The organism is Geomonas agri (genome assembly GCF_020179605.1).
Taxonomy (GTDB): Bacteria; Desulfobacterota; Desulfuromonadia; order Geobacterales; family Geobacteraceae; genus Geomonas; species Geomonas agri.
Genome location: NZ_JAINZO010000001.1, coordinates 1,112,682 through 1,129,244, shown reverse-complemented (window position 1 = coordinate 1,129,244; position 16,563 = coordinate 1,112,682). Strand labels below are relative to the sequence as shown.

Here is a 16,563-nt window from a genome sequence, read left to right as displayed (position 1 = left end):
CTATTTCCGCCAATGGGCACCCCCCGTTGGTGAGCTGCAAACCCGTGAAGTTTATACCATGCCTGGCGCGGGTGCAAAAAAAAAGGGAGGCATCAGCCTCCCTTGGCATTTCGTTTTAGTTTGGGGATATCTGAATCAGAACTTGCCGCGCAGCAGTTCGGCCATTGCCACGATGTTGCTCTGCCCCTTGGCGTTTCCTTCTCTGAATTCCGGGTGAATGGTCGGGATGGCAAACTTCACCTTGCCGTTATCGTATTCAGCCAAGGACCTGGAGGCAGCGACCGCGCCGTAGACAGCACCGACGATGACACCGATCCCCGCTCCGATGCCCACGTTCTGCAGGTGGTCTGCGGGTTTGTCGGTAAATGCGAGCATTGCGGCGCCTACCAGGCCACCGGCGAGACCGCCGTAGAAAGAATCCTCGAAAATGGTCTTCATACCGTTTTCTTGTGCGAGACAGGGTGTTGCCATAGAGAGGAGGGTTACCAGGATAGCCACAGCGTGCTTCAGGTTCTTCATACGTATAGGTTCCCCTTTACCGGTTCATGCAGAGATTCGCCGTCATCTCTGCAAATCAGGGGCCAAAAGAAGCAAGACACCACTGTCATCTTACAAGTAGCTGATTATACGTAAATGTCACAGGCAGACAGGCCAAGGGAGAAAATGTGGGGCATCGAGGAAGGGTTCTTTAATGTGCTCTAAACGCCTCACAGCTCAGGCACTTCGAAGGAAAAACGTTATTTAACGGCATATTACGTCACTACTGTGAAAAGACGGTGCTGTTGCAAAATTGCAACAACTACGTCAACTGTTCCCGTATCAACCTGATTTCGTCATCTTTGCTGGAGACCCTACCGTTCATCCTGGCGCTCAGCACAGCGTCGAGAAGTTCCCGGTAGATCGGGCCGGGCTTGATGCCTAGCCGCTTCAGGTCCTCGCCTCCGACCAGGGGCTCCATGCTGTGCAACTTCGTGAAATACAGCGAGATGCACCGTTTGATTTCAGGATTGCTGCTTCTGGCCATGTGGTAGAGCAGTATCTCAACGGAAAGCCCGCGCAAGGTGAAATAGATCTCGCTGTTCTCCAGCCGCTCCTGCCGCGCCAGTTTGCGCTCCATGGCCCCGATCAACTCATCACCTTGGCGCCGCATCTCGGCCAGGTGTTCCCTCTGGTGCTCGCTGACGGCGAGCCTGATGCAGGTGGCCCAGAACTGTTCCGGCGAGAGCACCTCGCACAGGGCGAGGAAGTAGACAGTCCAGCGCTCGTAGGGGCGTTCAAGGTACAGGAGGTCGAACCAGGAGACGACGTAGCGTACCTCCTCCAGGGCGGCCTGCAGTTCCGGCGTCAGTTCGACGGAAGGGTGAATGAAACGCAGGAGCCCCAGCGACGCCATGCGCCCGATCCCCTGCAGCGGTTCCTTTTCCCTCAGGATCTGAACCAGTTCGGAGAGAAGCCGCCTCCCGCCGAGCTTCACCAGGAAGTCCATCTTCACCGCGTTCTTGATCAGGTCCTCGGTGTGCTTGGCAATCTTGAAGTTGAGCCGCTGCTCGAAGCGGATGGCGCGAAACACTCGGGTCGGGTCCTCGACGAAAGAGAGGTTATGCAGCACCCGGATCACCTTGGCCTGCAGGTCGCGGTACGCGCCGAAGTAATCAATCAGCTTGCCGAAGGACTGGCTGTTGAGGGCGATGGCCAGGGTGTTGACGGTGAAGTCGCGCCGATACAGGTCCATCTTCAGCGAGGAGCGCTCCACCGTGGGGAGTGCTCCAGGCGAGACGTAGTACTCCAGCCTGGTGCTGGCGACATCGATCTTAAAGCCGTCGGGGAAAACGATCACCGCAGTGCCGAACTTTTCGTGGCTTTTCACGCGGCAGCTGAACTCGGCAGCGAAGGCCTCGGCAAAGAGGATGCCATCCCCGTCCACGGTGACGTCGACATCGGAGTTTTGCTGCCCAAGCAGCAGGTCGCGCACGAAGCCCCCCACAGCGTAGACGGGAAGATCGAGCCGGTCTCCTACCCGACCAAGGTTATGCAGGATCTCAACCGAAGCCTTGGGAAGGCAACGCCTCATCATCCCCTCGACCTCGCGGTTCTTCACCTGGATGGCGTCGCGGGACAAGTCGTAGATCGCCTCGCTCCCCAGGCTGTAGCGCAGCAGGTCGGTGCGGGTGATCACCCCCACTAGTTGCCCGTGGTCGAGCACCGGCACCAGGCGCGAATCTCCCCCCACCATGTAGCTTTGGATCTCGCTGATCGGGGTCTCCGGGTTCGCGGCGTAAAACTCGGAGTGCATGTAGTCGGAGATAGGTACCGTGTTGAGGTTGTGGTAGAGCGCCTTCTCCACGGTCTTGCGGGAGATGATGCCCATCACCTGGTCGCCAGAGAGCACCGGCATCGCGCTCACGTTGTAGCGGACCAGGCGCTCGCGCGCCTCCTCGATGGTGCAGTCGGGGGGAAGGGTCTTGACTGGCGAGGACATGATGCTGCGCGCGACGCGGATCGGATCGACCCGCTTCTTCAGTACCGCGTCCAACTGATCCAGCACCTGGATCAGGGTAAGCCCCCGTACCGTTGCCGACGCTGCAGTAGCGTGCCCGCCCCCGCCCAGTTCGCGCAGGATCTCCCCTACCCTCACCTCGGGGATGCGGCTGCGGCCGACGATGAAGACGCGGTCCTGCATCCCGACCACCAGAAAGAGGACCTGCAGGTTCTCCATGTCGCGGATCATGTGCGCCAGGGAGGCGATGTCGCCAATGTAACGGTCCACCGACGCGTGCGCCACCGAGACGTCCACGCCCTTGAGGGAGCTCGTTTTGAGGGAGGTGAGCAGGTCGTTCAGCAGCGAGACCTGTTCCACGGTCAGTTCGCGGCCGATGGAGTCGGCGACCTCGTTCAATTGCGCGCCGCGCTCCAGGAGCCAGGCGGCCACGGCGTAGTCTTCGGCGGTGGTCGAGGGGAAGGTGAGGTTACCGGTGTCCTCGTGGATACCCAGCATCATAAGGGTGGCCTCCGCTGGGCTCACCTCGATGCCGCGCTGCATCAGCAGGGTCGCGAGGATGGTGGTGGTAGAACCACAGGGGCGGATGATGCCACCGTCGGCCTTGAGGTCGCCGGAGCTGATGGGGTGGTGGTCGTAGATGAGCAGCTCGACGCCATCTTTTTGGGCCAGTTCCCCGAACTTGGCGAGACGTGCGGAATGCTGGCAATCGACAACGATGAGGCGGGTGACAGCGGAGAAATCCACGTCCTTGATGCGTAACGACTCGAATTCAGGATGGGGCGCCTTCTGAAAGAAGTCGCGCACCCCCTTTTCCTGTGCCCCGGAAAAGACGAGAAATGCATCGGGGTGCAGCTTTTTGGCGGCGACCATGGACCCGATGCAGTCGAAATCAGCGTTGACGTGGGTGGTGATTATCTCCATCAGTAAACCATGAGGGCGGCGTAGGCGACGACGCTGCGCGAGTCGCCATTCACCTCGCCGCTGTTGGTGTAGTGCACCAGCCGGCAGGATTCGGCGCCCATGATCTTGGCAGCGACCAGGAGCGCGGTCGCCGGGATGACGCCGCACATGGTGATATTTTTCTCGCGACAGACCTTCAGGAGCCCCTCGGGGTCCATGTCGGCCAACCGAGCCAGGGCCTGATCGTCTTTCGCCTTGGCAGCGGCGGCGGATTCGTAGTGGGTCATGTCGGAGCTCGCCACGATGAGGACCTCTTCGCCGTAAGCAGCGATAGCGCGGGCGATCCCCTCACCCACCTGGGCGATGGAGGGAAAATCAGGCAACGCGAGGCAGAGCGCGGCAATGGAGACACCGGGATTGCGGTACTGCAGGAAAGGGACCTGGACTTCAAGGGAGTGCTCGAAGCGATGCGCCAGCGGGTCCTCGCGGACCAGCGGAGCGTTGTCGAGGATCAGTTGCGACAGGCGCCGGTTGATCGGCACCGGGCCCAGCGGTGTGAGCCATTCGTTCTCGGGGGCGAGCGCGGCGGCAACGCCGGCGCCGGTGTGATTCGGCCCGAGGATCAGCACGGTGTCGGGCACCCGAACCGCTGCGTAGACTTTGCCAGCCGCCTTCCCGGAATACACGTACCCCGCATGCGGGGTGATGATGCCGATCGCCTTTTGCGCTTCCCCTTGAGGCATCATCTCTGCGAGCTCCTGGCGGAGCCGGGCGGGATCGCCGGTGTAGAACTTACCAGCTACTGCAGGTTGCCGTACCATACCAGCCTCCTTTTGCGGAAATGCTAATGAACAGCGCACCAGGCAATATTCTAACTCAGCAGCGGCTAGCCTTCAACGGGGTCCGACGAGTCGACGGAATCACCGGAATCAATGAATTCGGTGGATTCGAGGGACAGGGCTGATTCGGCGGATGCCACGGCATCGCCGACAGGCGCGGAATCGGTCGCCGCGGAGCCTAGCGGCAGCGCAGGCTGGTCGGCAAATGGATCCGGCGGCACCAGTTCCTGGATCTCCTTCAGGGTGGGGAGCTGGTTAAGGTCTTTGAGGCCGAAAAGCTCCAGGAATTCGCGGCTGGTCCCGTAGATGAGCGGCTTGCCGGGGACGTCCTTCTTGCCAATGATACGCAGCAGCTTTTTTTCCAGGAGGCTCTTCATGACGCCGCCGGAATCGACGCCGCGCAGGTATTCCACCTCGGCGCGGGTGATGGGCTGGCGGTAAGCGACTATGGCGAGGGTTTCCAAGGCGGATTGGCTGAACTTGACGCCCTTGGTCTTGTTGAGGCGGCGGATGTAGTCGCCGTGCTCGGGGCGGCTGCGCAGTTGGTAGCCCCCCGCAACCTGGATCAGCACGATGCCGCGCTCGGCGGATTCGTAGTCCTCGATCAGCTCATCCAGGGCGGCGCGCAGGTCGGCCCGGTCGTACTCCTCCAGGATACCGGCCAGACGGTCCAGCGTAAGCGGCTGGTCGTGGACGAACAGGATGCTTTCAACAATTCCTTTTAGCGACTTTCCCGACAAACAGAATCCTCCGTAAATCTTGAAAACAACAGCTCTTGAGCTTCCCCCTTTCACAAAGGGGGATTGAGGGGGATTTCAACTTCGTGGAATGCCGAGATGCTGTGGCTACCGCGGCTAAATCCCCCCTGCCCCCCCTTTTGCAAAGGGGGGAACGCTAGGGCTCCTGCGGCGCTTCGCGGTCAACCAGGGGTGGCGTTTCGTGGTCAGCCTCGGTCGGCGCTTCCTCTTCGCTCCCCTCGCCTTCACTAGTGCCCTCTCCCTCCTCCTTGGCCGCCAAGTGAAGCCAGATGGAGCCTTGGTTTTCCATCTGCACCACCTTGATCAGCTTCAGCTTGCAGAGTTCAAGGATGGAGAGAAAAGTGACCACCAGGAGATCGCGGGTCATGCCAGTGTTGAAGAGCGCGTCGAAGCAGACTGTTTTCTCGGCATGCAGGACCGAGAGTACCTCGCCGATGCGGTCCGCAATGGAGATGCCGTCGGCGACCACATCGTGGAAGGTGTCGACCGAAACGCGGGCCAACACCCTCTGGAAGGCCTCGATTAGCTCGAAAAGCTCGACGTCGGCGGGTTCCTCCACCGGCGCCAACTCGTCCAGTTCCGAATCGAACTTGCGGGCGAAGACCTCGCGCCCCAAGAGGTTGCGGCAGTTGAGCATCTGCGAGGCATCGCGGTAGCGCTGGTACTCCAGAAGGCGACGAACCAGTTCCGCGCGCGGGTCTTCCACCTCGGCATCGCCGTCCTCCTCCGGGGTAACCGGCAGGAGCATGCGCGACTTGATCTGCAGCAGCGTCGCCGCCATCACGAGGAACTCACCCGCGATGTCAAGGTTGAGGTCCTTCATGATCTCCATGTAGTCGAGGTACTGCCTGGTGATGGCAGCAATGGGGATGTTGTAGATGTCCACCTCGTTCTTCTTGATGAGGTGGAGCAGGAGGTCCAACGGCCCCTCGAACTCCTCGATCTGCACCCGGTACGACTGCTCCAGGGCTTCGGAGAAAAGGTTGCTTTGCATCTCTTCCAGGGACAAGAAAACTCCTAAAACGGGTGGTTGCGTTAAGCTGCCGACGCCCTCATCCGCCCCTCCGGGGCACCTTCTCCCAAAGGGAGAAGGAATGGACAGCCCTCGCCCACCGGGAGAGGGCGGCCGCAGGCCAGGTGAGGGAAAGGTTTAGACTTTAAGCGCCGCGCGCGCCTCGTCCATGGTCTGCTTGGCGACCACTTCTGCCTTGCGGCTCCCCTCGGCGAGCACCTCTTCCACCAGGCCCGGCTTCTCGGTCAGCTCCACGCGCTTCTCGCGGAACGGCGCGAGGGTGTCAACCATGGCCTGGGCCAGGATCTTCTTGCAATCGACGCAGCCAAGCTGGGCGCTGCGGCACCCTTCAACGATCTCGGCACGCTTGTCCGCATCGACGTAGAGGGAGTGCAGGGTAAAGGCGACGCAGCGGTCAGGCTCGCCCGGATCGCGCTTGAAGGGGCGCAGGGTGTCGGTGACCATGGACATCACCTTCTTCCTGGTCTCCTCGGCGTCGTCGGAGAGGAAGATGGCGTTGCCGTAGCTCTTGCTCATCTTACGGCCATCGATACCCAGCACTTTCGGGGTCTCGGTGAGCAGCGCCGCCGGCTCCGGGAACACCTCGCCGTACAGGTAGTTGAAGCGGCGGGCGATCTCGCGGGTGATCTCCAGGTGCGGGATCTGGTCCTGGCCGACCGGCACGCGGGCCGCCTTGTACACGATGATGTCGGATGCCATCAGCACCGGATAGCCGAGGAAACCGAAGGTGGAGAGGTCCTTGGTGGTCAGGTTCTCCTGCATCTCCTTGTAGGTCGGGTTACGCTCCAGCCAGGAAACCGGGGTGATCATGGAGAGGATCAGGTTCAGCTCGGCGTGCTGCGGCACGCGGCTCTGCTTGAAGATCACACTCTGCTCAGGGTCGATTCCGAAAGCGAGCCAGTCGAGAACCATCTCGTTGATGCTTTCCTGGATACCGTCCGTGCTGGCGTACTCGGTGGTCAGCGAGTGCCAGTCGGCGGCGAAGAAGAAGCACTCGAAGTTGCGCTGCAGTTCCATCCAGTTGGACAGAACCCCGTGGTAGTGCCCCAGGTGCAGCTTTCCGGTCGGTCTCATGCCGCTAACGATACGGTTGTTGCTCATAGAATCGGACTCCTTTTTGGTTTCTGCTCCCCTACCCTTTCATCATCAGCTTGGTGACACCGAAGACCAGGTTCGCGTAGGGACCGGCCAAGAGGTGCACGCCAAAGTTAAGGGCGGGGGCAATAACATAACTAAAAGCATTGGTCAAAAACACCAAAGCGACGATGATGATCATGCCGAAGGGCTCCACCCTGGCCAGCGCCATGGACAGGCTGTAGGGCAACACCCCGACCGCGACCCGCCCGCCATCCAGTGGAGGAACCGGGATCAGGTTGAACACGCCCAGCATCAGGTTGATGTAGACGGAGAACGCCAGCATCAGGGTGATCGGGTCGGCGAAAGCGGCCACCATGGACCCATCGGCGGCGCCTTGCGTGGCTGCTATCACGGCCCGCATGGCGATAGCCGAAACGGTGGCCAGGCAGAAATTGGTGATGGGGCCGGCGGCAGCGACCCAGATCATATCCCTCTTGGGATGACGCAGGTTGCCGAAATTGACCGGCACCGGCTTGGCCCAGCCAATCCCGACCACGAAGATCATCAGCGTACCCAGGATGTCGAGGTGTTTCAATGGGTTGAGCGTCAGGCGCCCCAAGTATCGCGCCGTGTTGTCGCCGAACTTGTCGGCAACCCAGCCATGGGATACCTCGTGGCAGGTAATTGCCATCAACGCGGGGACCAGCATAATGGACAACTTGATGAAAAACTCTTCCATGTCTTCCTTTAAGCCGGGTTAGCTACAAGCCCTATGTCTCTAGCAGATCGGTGTCGGAAAGTCAACGATAGCAGGCGATTGGAAGGGGGACATCTCAGGTATCCTTCCCCTCTCCGACCGGGAGAGGGTGGCCGCAGGCCGGGTGAGGAAGACGCCACGAAGGGAAATCTTGCTTAGGGCAACGCCCTCACCCCAACCCTCTCCCGGCGGGAGAGGGAGAGTGGACGAAGGCCCACTGACTCCTACACTTCTGTCACAGTCTCATGCCTCGCCTCGTGCCCCCAAAGCTGGAGGATGAGCCCGCCGAAGAGCAGGACTGCCCCGCCGAAGCCTTGCATGGCGGTGATCTGCTCGCCGAGCAGGATCACGGACAAGAGCACGGTAATGAGCGGCTCCAGCATGCTGATAATAGAGGCATTGGTGGCGCCGATCAGTCGCAGACCGGCGAAGAAGCCCATGACGCCGAACAGCGTCGGAAAGACGGCGATGCCGACGATGGAGAGCCAGCCGCGCAGTTTAAGGTCCAGAACCAGTTCCCCTTTGGCTGCGCCGTAGACGAGAAATGCAAGTCCAGCAGCGGTGCAGACCCAGAGCGAGGTCACCATGGGATCGATATTCTTTAGGATCCGGTTGCCGATGATGATGTAGCAGCTGTAGATGACCGCCGCCCCCAGAACCGAAAGCACCCCCGCAAGTTGCGCCCCCTCGAACGATGCCCCCAACAGCAACACCAGCCCCACCGAGCAGACCACCAGCGCGATCCCTTTCGGTGCATTGAAGCGCTCGTCACCGACGATCAGGGCGAGGATGGTGACCAGGGCGGGATAGGTGTAGAGCAGCATCCCGGTGAGCGACGCGGGCAGATAGTGGATGGCATTGGCGTACAGCCCGGACATGCCGCCGTAGCCGACCGCCCCCATGAGGATCAGTTGCAGCGCAGTCCTGCGGTCGAGGCCGCAGTTGATGCCGCGGGCACGGAGGATGCCGAAGAGGAAGAGGCCGGCCAGGAGGAAACGTCCCGCCAGTACGGTGCTGATGTTTGCGCCGCCGGCGAAGGCGCTTTTTATGAGGATGCCGAGCGTGGCAAATCCTGCCGCCGAAGCGGCGATGAACCAGGCTCCACGGTGCTTGTTATTCATGAATAAAAATCCTCTGGGGTTATAGCTTCTCCCCCTCCGGGGGAGGGAACTTTCTGACGTCTTCAGTTAATCCAACTGAATAGTCTGGTCGGTGATCTCGGTGAAGCTGACGTCGTGGCTGACCAGGAAGAGCTGATCGTACCAGTGTTCGGTTACTTCCTCCTGGCCGACATCGATGGCGCGGAATGCCTTGGCCAAATTCTCGCGCCGCTCGGCATCCAGGTTCGACGTGGGCTCGTCGAAGAAGGCGATGCGAGCTCCGATGGTCTGTAGCAAGGCAAGGCGCAGCGCCACCACGGCGCTCATCATCTGTCCGCCGGAGAGCTGGTCGTCGCTGCGCTCCCTCATGGCGCCGTCAGCAATATCCTTCAGGACGATCTGGTAGTTGTCGCCCCACAGGAGCTCTTCATCGGACTCGCAGATGCTGCGGTAGATCCGATCAGCCCGGAAGCTGATCTCTTCGCGGAACCTCTCGGAAAGCTGCGCGGAGACGTTCTTGAACACCTGGTTGCGCAGGAACTTGACCAAGTCAGCCTGCTCCTTCAGCTTCTCGATGGCTGCCAGCTTCTGCTCGATTTCGGCGGCAACGGCGCGCAGTGCGGCAGTTTCCCCCTCCAACCGCGACACCCCTTCAGCAATGGCACCGATCTCGGACTTGAGCCGTGTCGCCGTCATCACCAGCTGTTCACGCTCAGTCTTGGCCGCCTCGTGCTGCTCAGGTCGATAATCGGCCACCAGTTTGGCCAGTTCCTCCTGCCTCCCGGCAAGCGTGGTGAGGATGCCTTGCAGACCGCGTTGGTATTTCTCCAGCGTCTCCTGGTGCTTACCCAACTCTTCGGCCGCCTTCTGGTTGGCTATGTACTCGTCGCGGGCGGGCTGGAAGCGGACCAGTTCCTCCTCTGCATCCTTAACGCTCCGCTCCACGTCAGCCAATACGGCGATTTCGGTTGTGCGGGCACCGACCTCTGTCTGCAACGCGGTAAGCCGAGTGCTGTGCCGCGCCACGGAGTGTTCGCGCTGGGCGGCTCTTTCCTGGGCGGTGGCAAGCTCGCGCTCCTTTTGGCTCAACGCCTCCCCCCGCGCGGACAGTTCGGCCAGCTTGCGAGCAGATTCCTGAACCGGGTCGGCGGCCTGTTTCACGCACTCGTCCAAGGCGTTTTCCAGCCTGGCAATGATGCCCTGCCAAGCGTCCGTGGCCTGAGCCAGCGCGTCTCGACGCTGTTCTGGGGCAGCCGCCAAGTCAACTTCCAGGGAAGGAAGTTCAGAGGGTGAAACAGCGGAAAGACCGGCACTTGCCAGCCACTCTTCAAGCGGCGCACGAAGTGCGTGCGCAGCGATATGGGCGTAGTTGCGGCTGAATTCCTCTTCCTGCTTAGTCCGCTCCCGCCCCGCCTTGGTGAGCTCAAGGGCCACCTGCTCCATGCCCACCAGTTCACGCGCGGCCTGCTGTGCGGCGGTCACCTGGACCGCAAGGTCAGCCGCCTCCCGGTCGAGCACGGCGATCTCACCATCGAGAGCGGCGATGCGAGACTCGAAAAGACCGGCGGGATCCGCCCCTTGGAGGTTCTGACAGGGCTCCTGGAAGAACGGACAGGAGCCGGCCCCGATCTTGTCACGCCCCTCGACCAGCGAATGCCTGCGCCCGGCCAACTCGGAACGCTGTGTCTGGATCTGCTCCAGCCGTGCCTGGCGCGCGCCCAGTTGCTCCGCCTCGGCCTGGAGCGGCGCGCTTCCGGCCAGGACACTCTCCCTCTCACGAATCTGACGGTCGATTTCCTCGATCCTGCTGAGGGCGACGTTGAGGTAGGGCAGCGTGGCCTCCATGTTGTGCATGGGGAGCTTGCGGAACATGAGCCGGCTCTGCTCCGCCGCAGCCAGTCCCTGCGCCGCCACGGTCTCCAGCTTCTTCTGTTCTGCCAAGCCCGACGCCAATGCGTCCTGCTCGGCTTTCAGGCGTGTGCCTTCCTCGGCCATCGACGCCTTGGCTAGTTTGAGTTCGCGGCTTTCGGCGTCCAGCATCGCCCGCACGCTTCCCTGCTCTTTTTCCAGCTCAGCAAGCTGCTTTTCCAACTGGTGCTTCTGATGTTCCTGTTCGCGCAACGCCTTGAGCCGCGCTTCGGCCGCATCGTATCCCTGCTTGCCAGCGGTCGACGCCGCTACCACAGCCGCCGCCTGCCGGGACTGCTCGACCAGGAGTTGCTGGGTGGAGACATAATTTCTGCCGGATTCAACGCGCTCCTGCAACGCCTGCACGTCCTGCTGGACTACCTGGATCGCCTCTTTTTTCGACTCCAGCGTGTTCAGCAGGGTCGTGGCCTGCTCAAGCGCATCCGCCTTGATCACCAATTCGGCCTGCTTGGTCTCACCCTGAGCTCGCAGGTCGGCCAGTTCCTGTTCCTTGACAGGCAGGATGGCAATCTGCTCCGACTTGGTATCGACCTCGGCCTGCAGCACATCTAGCTTTGCCTTAATGGTGCTAGTCAAAACCTTCGTTTTGTCTTGGGTCTTGCGCCAGGCATCGATGCCGAGGATCTCGTCAAAGGCATCCTGGCGCTTGGCGGGCTGCTTGATCACGAAGGGGCCGAGGAAGTCGTTCTGGAAGGGGCCGATCACCAGCTTGAACTGCTCCGACAACGGCCGCGTGCCTGAAAGGCCGAGCAATTGCGCGATACGCGCCTCGGTCTCCTCCATGTTGGCGTGTTCCTCGACCTCGAACTCGTCACCCACCTCCTTGGCCAGGAGCCACTTGCCGGCCGTACCCACGGTGCGGGTCACCCGGTACAGCTCGCCCGGTGCCGGTTCGAACACCACGCCGATTTCGCCGCGCTTGGTGCCGATGGTGAGGAAGCGCTCCGCATTGGAGACGAAGTCCTTGGCATCGACACCGAACAGGGCGTAGCCGATGGCCTCGAAGATGGTGCTCTTGCCCGAGCCGTTGGCGCCGGAAAGGACGTTGATCCCCGGGGAGAAGACGAGTTCCTTTTCGCGGTGCGACTTGATGTTCTTGAGATGGACCGAGACTATGCGCACTGGTCACCTCCGGAGGAAAGCAGGCTCAGCAGCTCCTCGCCTTCCACGTCCCCCTTGAGTACCAAGTCCCGCAGCGCCAGGCTCAGGCGAGTCAGCTCATCCACGCGCCCCTGGTAGTGGCTGTTGGCGCCGATCAGCTCGCCAAGGACATCTCGCTCGATCTCGGCGAGGCTCTTCTTGACCTTCTCCTCCCCTCCCCCGCCGGCAACCAGAGAAAGGTGGTTCTTGATCTCCAGGTGCAGCGGCTCGCAGATCTCACACAGCGAAGCGCGCAGACGGTCACGGCTCAACTCGAAGGGGTGGAAGCCGACCTTACCGGCAAGGCGAACTTCGATGAGCGGGGCGCGCTCGTCGCCGCAATCGGTAAGCTTCTCCGCCATCTGGCTCTTGAACAGCTCCAGGGCATCGGTGGCGTTGCCAGCGCCGTCAAGGTTGGCAGTTACGACCAGCATCGGGCGCGGCGTGGTGCGACGGAATTCATGCTGCACCGTACCGTCCGGTTCCAGGGAAACCAGGTAGTATCCCTTGTCGTAGCGCTCCTCTCCGAAATCAACGCAGTCGGGGGAGCCGGGATTGAAGGCGTAGGGGCGGCCGTCGGCGTCATTGACGATGTAGGGCTTGTGGCCGTGGCCGAGTGCGACGTAATCGAAACATGCTGCCAGGGGCTGTGCTTCCTCGGGCTTAATGTTGCCGATCTCCACGGGGGAATAGGTCCAGACACCGACGTGAAAGAGCAGGATGTTGCGGTTGGTGGCGATGGCGTCGCAGATGCGCGGAACGTGGTTGCCTGCCTGGGAGCCGATGTATCCGAGGCCATAAATATTCACTCCTTTAACCTCGATATGCCCGCCGCTCCCCTGCTCCGGGTCGAAGGGGTCGAAGAGGTAGCCACCGTCGGCGCTCCGAGAGGGGCGCAGCAGGGAGATGTAGCCAAGCTGCGAGAGCGCTTCCATCCAGGAGACGCTGTCACGGCGGTGGATCCAGTCGTGGTTACCTTCGACAGCCAGGCAGGGGATACCGGCATGCTTCAACGGCTGCAGGATCTCGATGGTCTTGGCAAAGGTCTTGGGGAGGATTTGGCCGGTGTGGAACAGGTCACCACCGATGAGGACAAAGTCGACCTGCTCGCGCACCGCGTCGGCCACGATGGCGGCGAAGGTGGTGAAGAAGTCCTGGTAGCGCTGGACATCACAGCCGGAGGCGCGGTAGGTCTTGCCGAGATGGATGTCGGAGGTGTGGATGAAGCGAACGGGCATGGATGCTCCGGGAAAAGTGAATTGCACAGGTATACCGCCGCCCGCGGGGGCAAGTCAAGCTCTCTAACCTGGCAACTTCTACCGCAGCTCGCGGTCTGGAAACTTCGCTTCCATCTCTTTGGAAATACGAGTGGAGACGTTGGTCATCTCGGGCCAGGTGGCAGCAGCGACCAGCGGCGCCGCGACGTAGTACCCCTTACATCCAGTCGTCTGCATGCAGCTCTCCAGTCCGTATTCCTGTAGGTGGATGTGCAGCATGTGATCGGCCTCAGCGATCAGTTCCCACGGCAGGCTTTCCTCCTCGGGAGGGTCGAGACACCTTCGAAGAAGGCGTAATCGAGGGAATGGGCTTCAGTCTGGTTCGGAGCGATCCGCCATGACTGCACCTTGTGTCGCTGATCGCGGGAAGAATGTCTCTGGAGTCGCCCGTTGCCCCTCCCCGGAGGGGGTGGGTCAGGGAGGGGGAAATGTAGTTTGCCTAGAAGCGAGCCCCCTCCCGACCTCCCCCCTCCGGGGGGAGGAGTTGTGGACTACGGCCTCAGGAGTGGTAGACGTGGAGGTCCTGTGGTCAGGGTGCTGCGAAAATCTCGTTAAAGAAGATCTTCATCGCCTCGAAGGAGCGCCGGTCCGCCTTCTCGTTATAGGCGGCCCCTTTGCTGTTGTCATTGCCGGACTTGGGATTAGTGAAGCTGTGCACCGCGTTGCCGTAGAAGTTCATCTGCCAGTCAACCTTGGCATCCCGCATCTCCTTCTGGAAGGCGGCGACCTCATCGGGTTTCACGAAGGGGTCGTCTGCCCCATGCAGCGCCAGCACCTTGCCGCGTATGTTCCTGGCATCGGCCGGGTTGGGCGTGCTGAGGCCGCCGTGGAAGCTAACCGTGCCCAGCACGTCGGCGCCGCTTCGGGCCAATTCCAGCGCGGCGGTGCCGCCGAAGCAATATCCCATCACGGCCAGACGCTTCGGGTCAACCTGTGGGAACCCCGCCAGCTTCTCGAGTCCCGCCGCGGCGCGAGCACGGATCAGGCTCCGGTCATTGCCTCGGTACTTGGCCGCTTCCTTGGCCGCCGCCTCAGGACCGACCGGGCGCACCCCCTTCCCGTAGATGTCGGCGGCGAAGGCAACGTATCCCAGCTTGGCAAGTTGCTCGACGCGCATCTTCTCGTAAGGGCTGACACCAGTCCACTCGTGAATAACGAGCACCCCGGGACGCTTCACCTTGATGGCATCATCATAAGCGACATATCCCTCCAGGACCGTGTCACCCTGCCGGTACTCGACGTTATGCGCCACCACCGCGGCGCCTGCTCCCTGGGCCGCGAGTGTCATCATCAATGCGAACAGGTACTTTTTCATGATTTCCTCCACGCTGCCATAACCAATGAAATCGGTTACGGCAGCCGAAATGAAATGGGTTGCACTCTCATTAGCAGCAGAGCTGAGTGTCTTCATTTTACCAAAAATCCCAGGTATCGGTGCGCCCTCTTCTCACCTTTCCCTGCTGCCACCGAGCTGGCATCCGACGCCGTTTTTTGTTCCACCAGGCGCGTTGACACCCGCAACACATTAAGTACGATTAACCAATCGCAATAGCATAACAGGAGCTGTCATGAGACAACTGAACTCACTTCGTCCTCTCGGTTGGCTGACGGTAGTCTTCATTGGGATGTCGTTGACGGGATGCACGTCAAGGTGGGTAGGGTTGCGGCAGGGGAACAGCGCATCGCTGCAGACGGTGCAGGACGACCTGCAGTACGCGCAGCTAAAAACACAGAAAACACGCAAGGCGCTGGAAGACGTGAAGTTCGCCGACCAAGCCGACCTGCCGCGCGCCTACCGAGCCTTCAGGGAGGAGGTCAACACCATGACCGGCGCGGGCGAAAAGCTGGTTCAGCACGCCAACGGGATGCACTACCAGGGCAATGCTTACCTGGTTGAGGGGGAAAAATCGGCAGGAGAGTGTCGCTACCCAAGGCTGTCAGGTAATGCGAAGCTGCCTCGCATGGAGCTGGGAGACGCCTTCGAGCCTATCGCCGAGCAGGGACAGGCGGTACAACGGGCCTATCGGGCCTTCGAACTCGACATAGAGGCCATCGACGAGTACCTGTCTCAAGAGTTGAACGAGCAAGGCGTAAGAGACATGGAAATATTCATGCGCAAGAGTGACGTGGACGGGGACAGCCTCTTGTATGAACTCGAGACGGAGTTGTCAGTGGTGGACAGGGCCCAGAAGGCATATACAGAAATAACGCAAGGAAAGGAAGCAGGCACTCCCTAGAACCTGTCACCTTTGTCAGCGTTGAGGGGGAGTTGGCAGTGCAGGCACTTGCGCAGATAAAGTAGCGCCATCCCCTGCATGTGGTAGTAGTTGCGGCAGCGCGGGCACCGGGCGGTTGCGGAATAAAACATGACGCAGAGCAGCACGGCGAACCAGCAGAAAAAGACCGGCATCGAGCCGCTGAAGGAATGGGTAATCCTCTGGGTCAGGTACATGGTCGGAAGGTAAACGATGAGGACGATCCAGAGGCACCAGCGGCGCTTGCGCACCGCAACCAGGCCACGGGCAATGACAGCCGGGTCGATCACTTCGGCAGCTTCACTAGCTTCAACATTGGCAGTTCCGGCAGTTTCACCATCAGCAGCCTTGACGCCAGCAACTCCGGTTTCGGTAGTTCCGGCCGTGACAGCGGCCCCTTCGACTTCGTGACGGTCCAAACGAACCTCCCTTCAGCCTTTAGTCCTGGGCACCTTCCCGGTACTTCATGGTCAGCCCCTTGAGAAAATTACGCAGCATCTGGTCGCCGCACGGCTTGTAGTTCTCCTGCCCCTTGGCGCGGAACACCGCACTGAGCTCGGACTTGGAAACCGGGAATTTGGCCAGTTTGAAGATGGCCAGCATCTCGTCTTCTTTCAGACTCAGGGCAATACGGATCTTCTTGAGGATGTCGTTGTTGGTCAGTTGCTCCGGTAACGGTGCCACCTTGCTCTCCGCCCCTTCACGCTTGCCCCGCTTCAAGGCAATGAGGCCGTCCAGAAACGCCTGGAGGACATCGTCGCCGCACTCGCGGAACCCTTCCTCATCATCCTTCTTGACCAAGCTGGTGATGTCCGCCTGCCCCATCTTCATGTCCGAAAGCCGAAACGCCTCCACGACAGCCTGGGTGTTGAGGTTCAGCGCGTAGCGCAGTCTGCGGAAAACATCGTTGTTGGTCATCGGGTGCTCCTCGGTTCAAATGGGCCAGGGCCAGGCTCTTTCATAACATCGATCGGCTGGTGGGGGCAAGCTTTTGCTGC

At 60.8% G+C, this 16,563-nt stretch carries 13 protein-coding genes and 2 pseudogenes; 1 reads left to right on the top strand and 14 read right to left on the bottom strand.

Annotation, left to right across the window (positions count from 1 at the left end):
* Window positions 1-135: 135 nt before the first annotated feature.
* The 12 genes and pseudogenes from K7R21_RS04890 to K7R21_RS04835 all read right to left on the bottom strand — a co-directional run bounded on the left by K7R21_RS04890 (window position 136) and on the right by K7R21_RS04835 (window position 14,625).
* On the bottom strand, window positions 136-519 hold the full coding sequence (locus K7R21_RS04890; RefSeq protein WP_224982157.1) for a hypothetical protein: 384 nt from the start codon (window positions 517-519) through the stop codon (window positions 136-138).
* Window positions 520-799: 280 nt separating this feature from the next.
* Window positions 800-3,421 carry a CBS domain-containing protein gene (locus K7R21_RS04885; RefSeq protein ID WP_224982156.1) on the bottom strand — a complete coding sequence of 874 codons (2,622 nt, stop codon included), beginning with the start codon at window positions 3,419-3,421 and terminating at the stop codon, window positions 800-802.
* Window positions 3,421-4,221, bottom strand: a complete 801-nt coding sequence (amrB, locus tag K7R21_RS04880) for an AmmeMemoRadiSam system protein B (protein WP_224982155.1) — start codon at window positions 4,219-4,221, stop codon at window positions 3,421-3,423. Before amrB ends, K7R21_RS04885 begins: the two co-directional genes overlap by 1 nt.
* Before the next feature lie 191 nt (window positions 4,222-4,412).
* Window positions 4,413-4,979, bottom strand: a pseudogene (scpB, locus tag K7R21_RS04875) (SMC-Scp complex subunit ScpB); the annotation flags it as partial.
* A 154-nt stretch (window positions 4,980-5,133) separates the two neighbouring features.
* Complete coding sequence (locus K7R21_RS04870; protein WP_224982153.1) at window positions 5,134-6,006, bottom strand: segregation and condensation protein A; 873 nt, start codon at window positions 6,004-6,006, stop codon at window positions 5,134-5,136.
* Between the two features lie 141 nt (window positions 6,007-6,147).
* The gene (gene trpS, locus K7R21_RS04865; protein WP_224982152.1) at window positions 6,148-7,131 is read right to left on the bottom strand and encodes a tryptophan--tRNA ligase; all 984 of its coding nucleotides are present in this window, start codon (window positions 7,129-7,131) and stop codon (window positions 6,148-6,150) included.
* A 31-nt stretch (window positions 7,132-7,162) separates the two neighbouring features.
* Entirely contained in the window at window positions 7,163-7,846 is a 684-nt protein-coding gene (locus tag K7R21_RS04860) for a site-2 protease family protein (RefSeq protein WP_224982151.1), read from the bottom strand.
* Between the two features lie 242 nt (window positions 7,847-8,088).
* Window positions 8,089-8,985, bottom strand: a complete 897-nt coding sequence (locus K7R21_RS04855; protein ID WP_224982150.1) for a DMT family transporter — start codon at window positions 8,983-8,985, stop codon at window positions 8,089-8,091.
* Window positions 8,986-9,051: 66 nt separating this feature from the next.
* The gene (locus K7R21_RS04850; protein WP_224982149.1) at window positions 9,052-12,015 is read right to left on the bottom strand and encodes an AAA family ATPase; all 2,964 of its coding nucleotides are present in this window, start codon (window positions 12,013-12,015) and stop codon (window positions 9,052-9,054) included.
* Window positions 12,006-13,271 (bottom strand): metallophosphoesterase family protein, encoded by a 1,266-nt coding sequence (locus tag K7R21_RS04845; RefSeq protein WP_224982148.1) that lies wholly within the window; start codon window positions 13,269-13,271, stop codon window positions 12,006-12,008. The genes K7R21_RS04850 and K7R21_RS04845 overlap by 10 nt, the downstream gene beginning before the upstream one ends.
* A 78-nt stretch (window positions 13,272-13,349) precedes the next feature.
* Window positions 13,350-13,574, bottom strand: a pseudogene (gene ligD / locus K7R21_RS20935) (non-homologous end-joining DNA ligase LigD); the annotation flags it as partial.
* A 265-nt stretch (window positions 13,575-13,839) separates the two neighbouring features.
* Window positions 13,840-14,625, bottom strand: coding sequence for a dienelactone hydrolase family protein (locus tag K7R21_RS04835; RefSeq protein WP_224982146.1), 786 nt, complete (start codon window positions 14,623-14,625; stop codon window positions 13,840-13,842).
* A 253-nt stretch (window positions 14,626-14,878) separates the two neighbouring features.
* Between K7R21_RS04835 and K7R21_RS04830 the strand changes: the two genes are divergently transcribed.
* Window positions 14,879-15,547 carry a hypothetical protein gene (locus K7R21_RS04830; RefSeq protein WP_224982145.1) on the top strand — a complete coding sequence of 223 codons (669 nt, stop codon included), beginning with the start codon at window positions 14,879-14,881 and terminating at the stop codon, window positions 15,545-15,547.
* Here the strand turns inward: K7R21_RS04830 and K7R21_RS04825 are convergent.
* Both K7R21_RS04825 and K7R21_RS04820 read right to left on the bottom strand, forming a co-directional pair.
* Entirely contained in the window at window positions 15,544-15,984 is a 441-nt protein-coding gene (locus K7R21_RS04825; protein ID WP_224982144.1) for a hypothetical protein, read from the bottom strand. The genes K7R21_RS04830 and K7R21_RS04825 overlap by 4 nt on opposite strands.
* 19 nt (window positions 15,985-16,003) lie before the next feature.
* Window positions 16,004-16,483: a YehS family protein gene (locus K7R21_RS04820; RefSeq protein WP_224982143.1), complete on the bottom strand. Its 480-nt coding sequence runs from the start codon at window positions 16,481-16,483 to the stop codon at window positions 16,004-16,006.
* Window positions 16,484-16,563 lie beyond the last annotated feature (80 nt).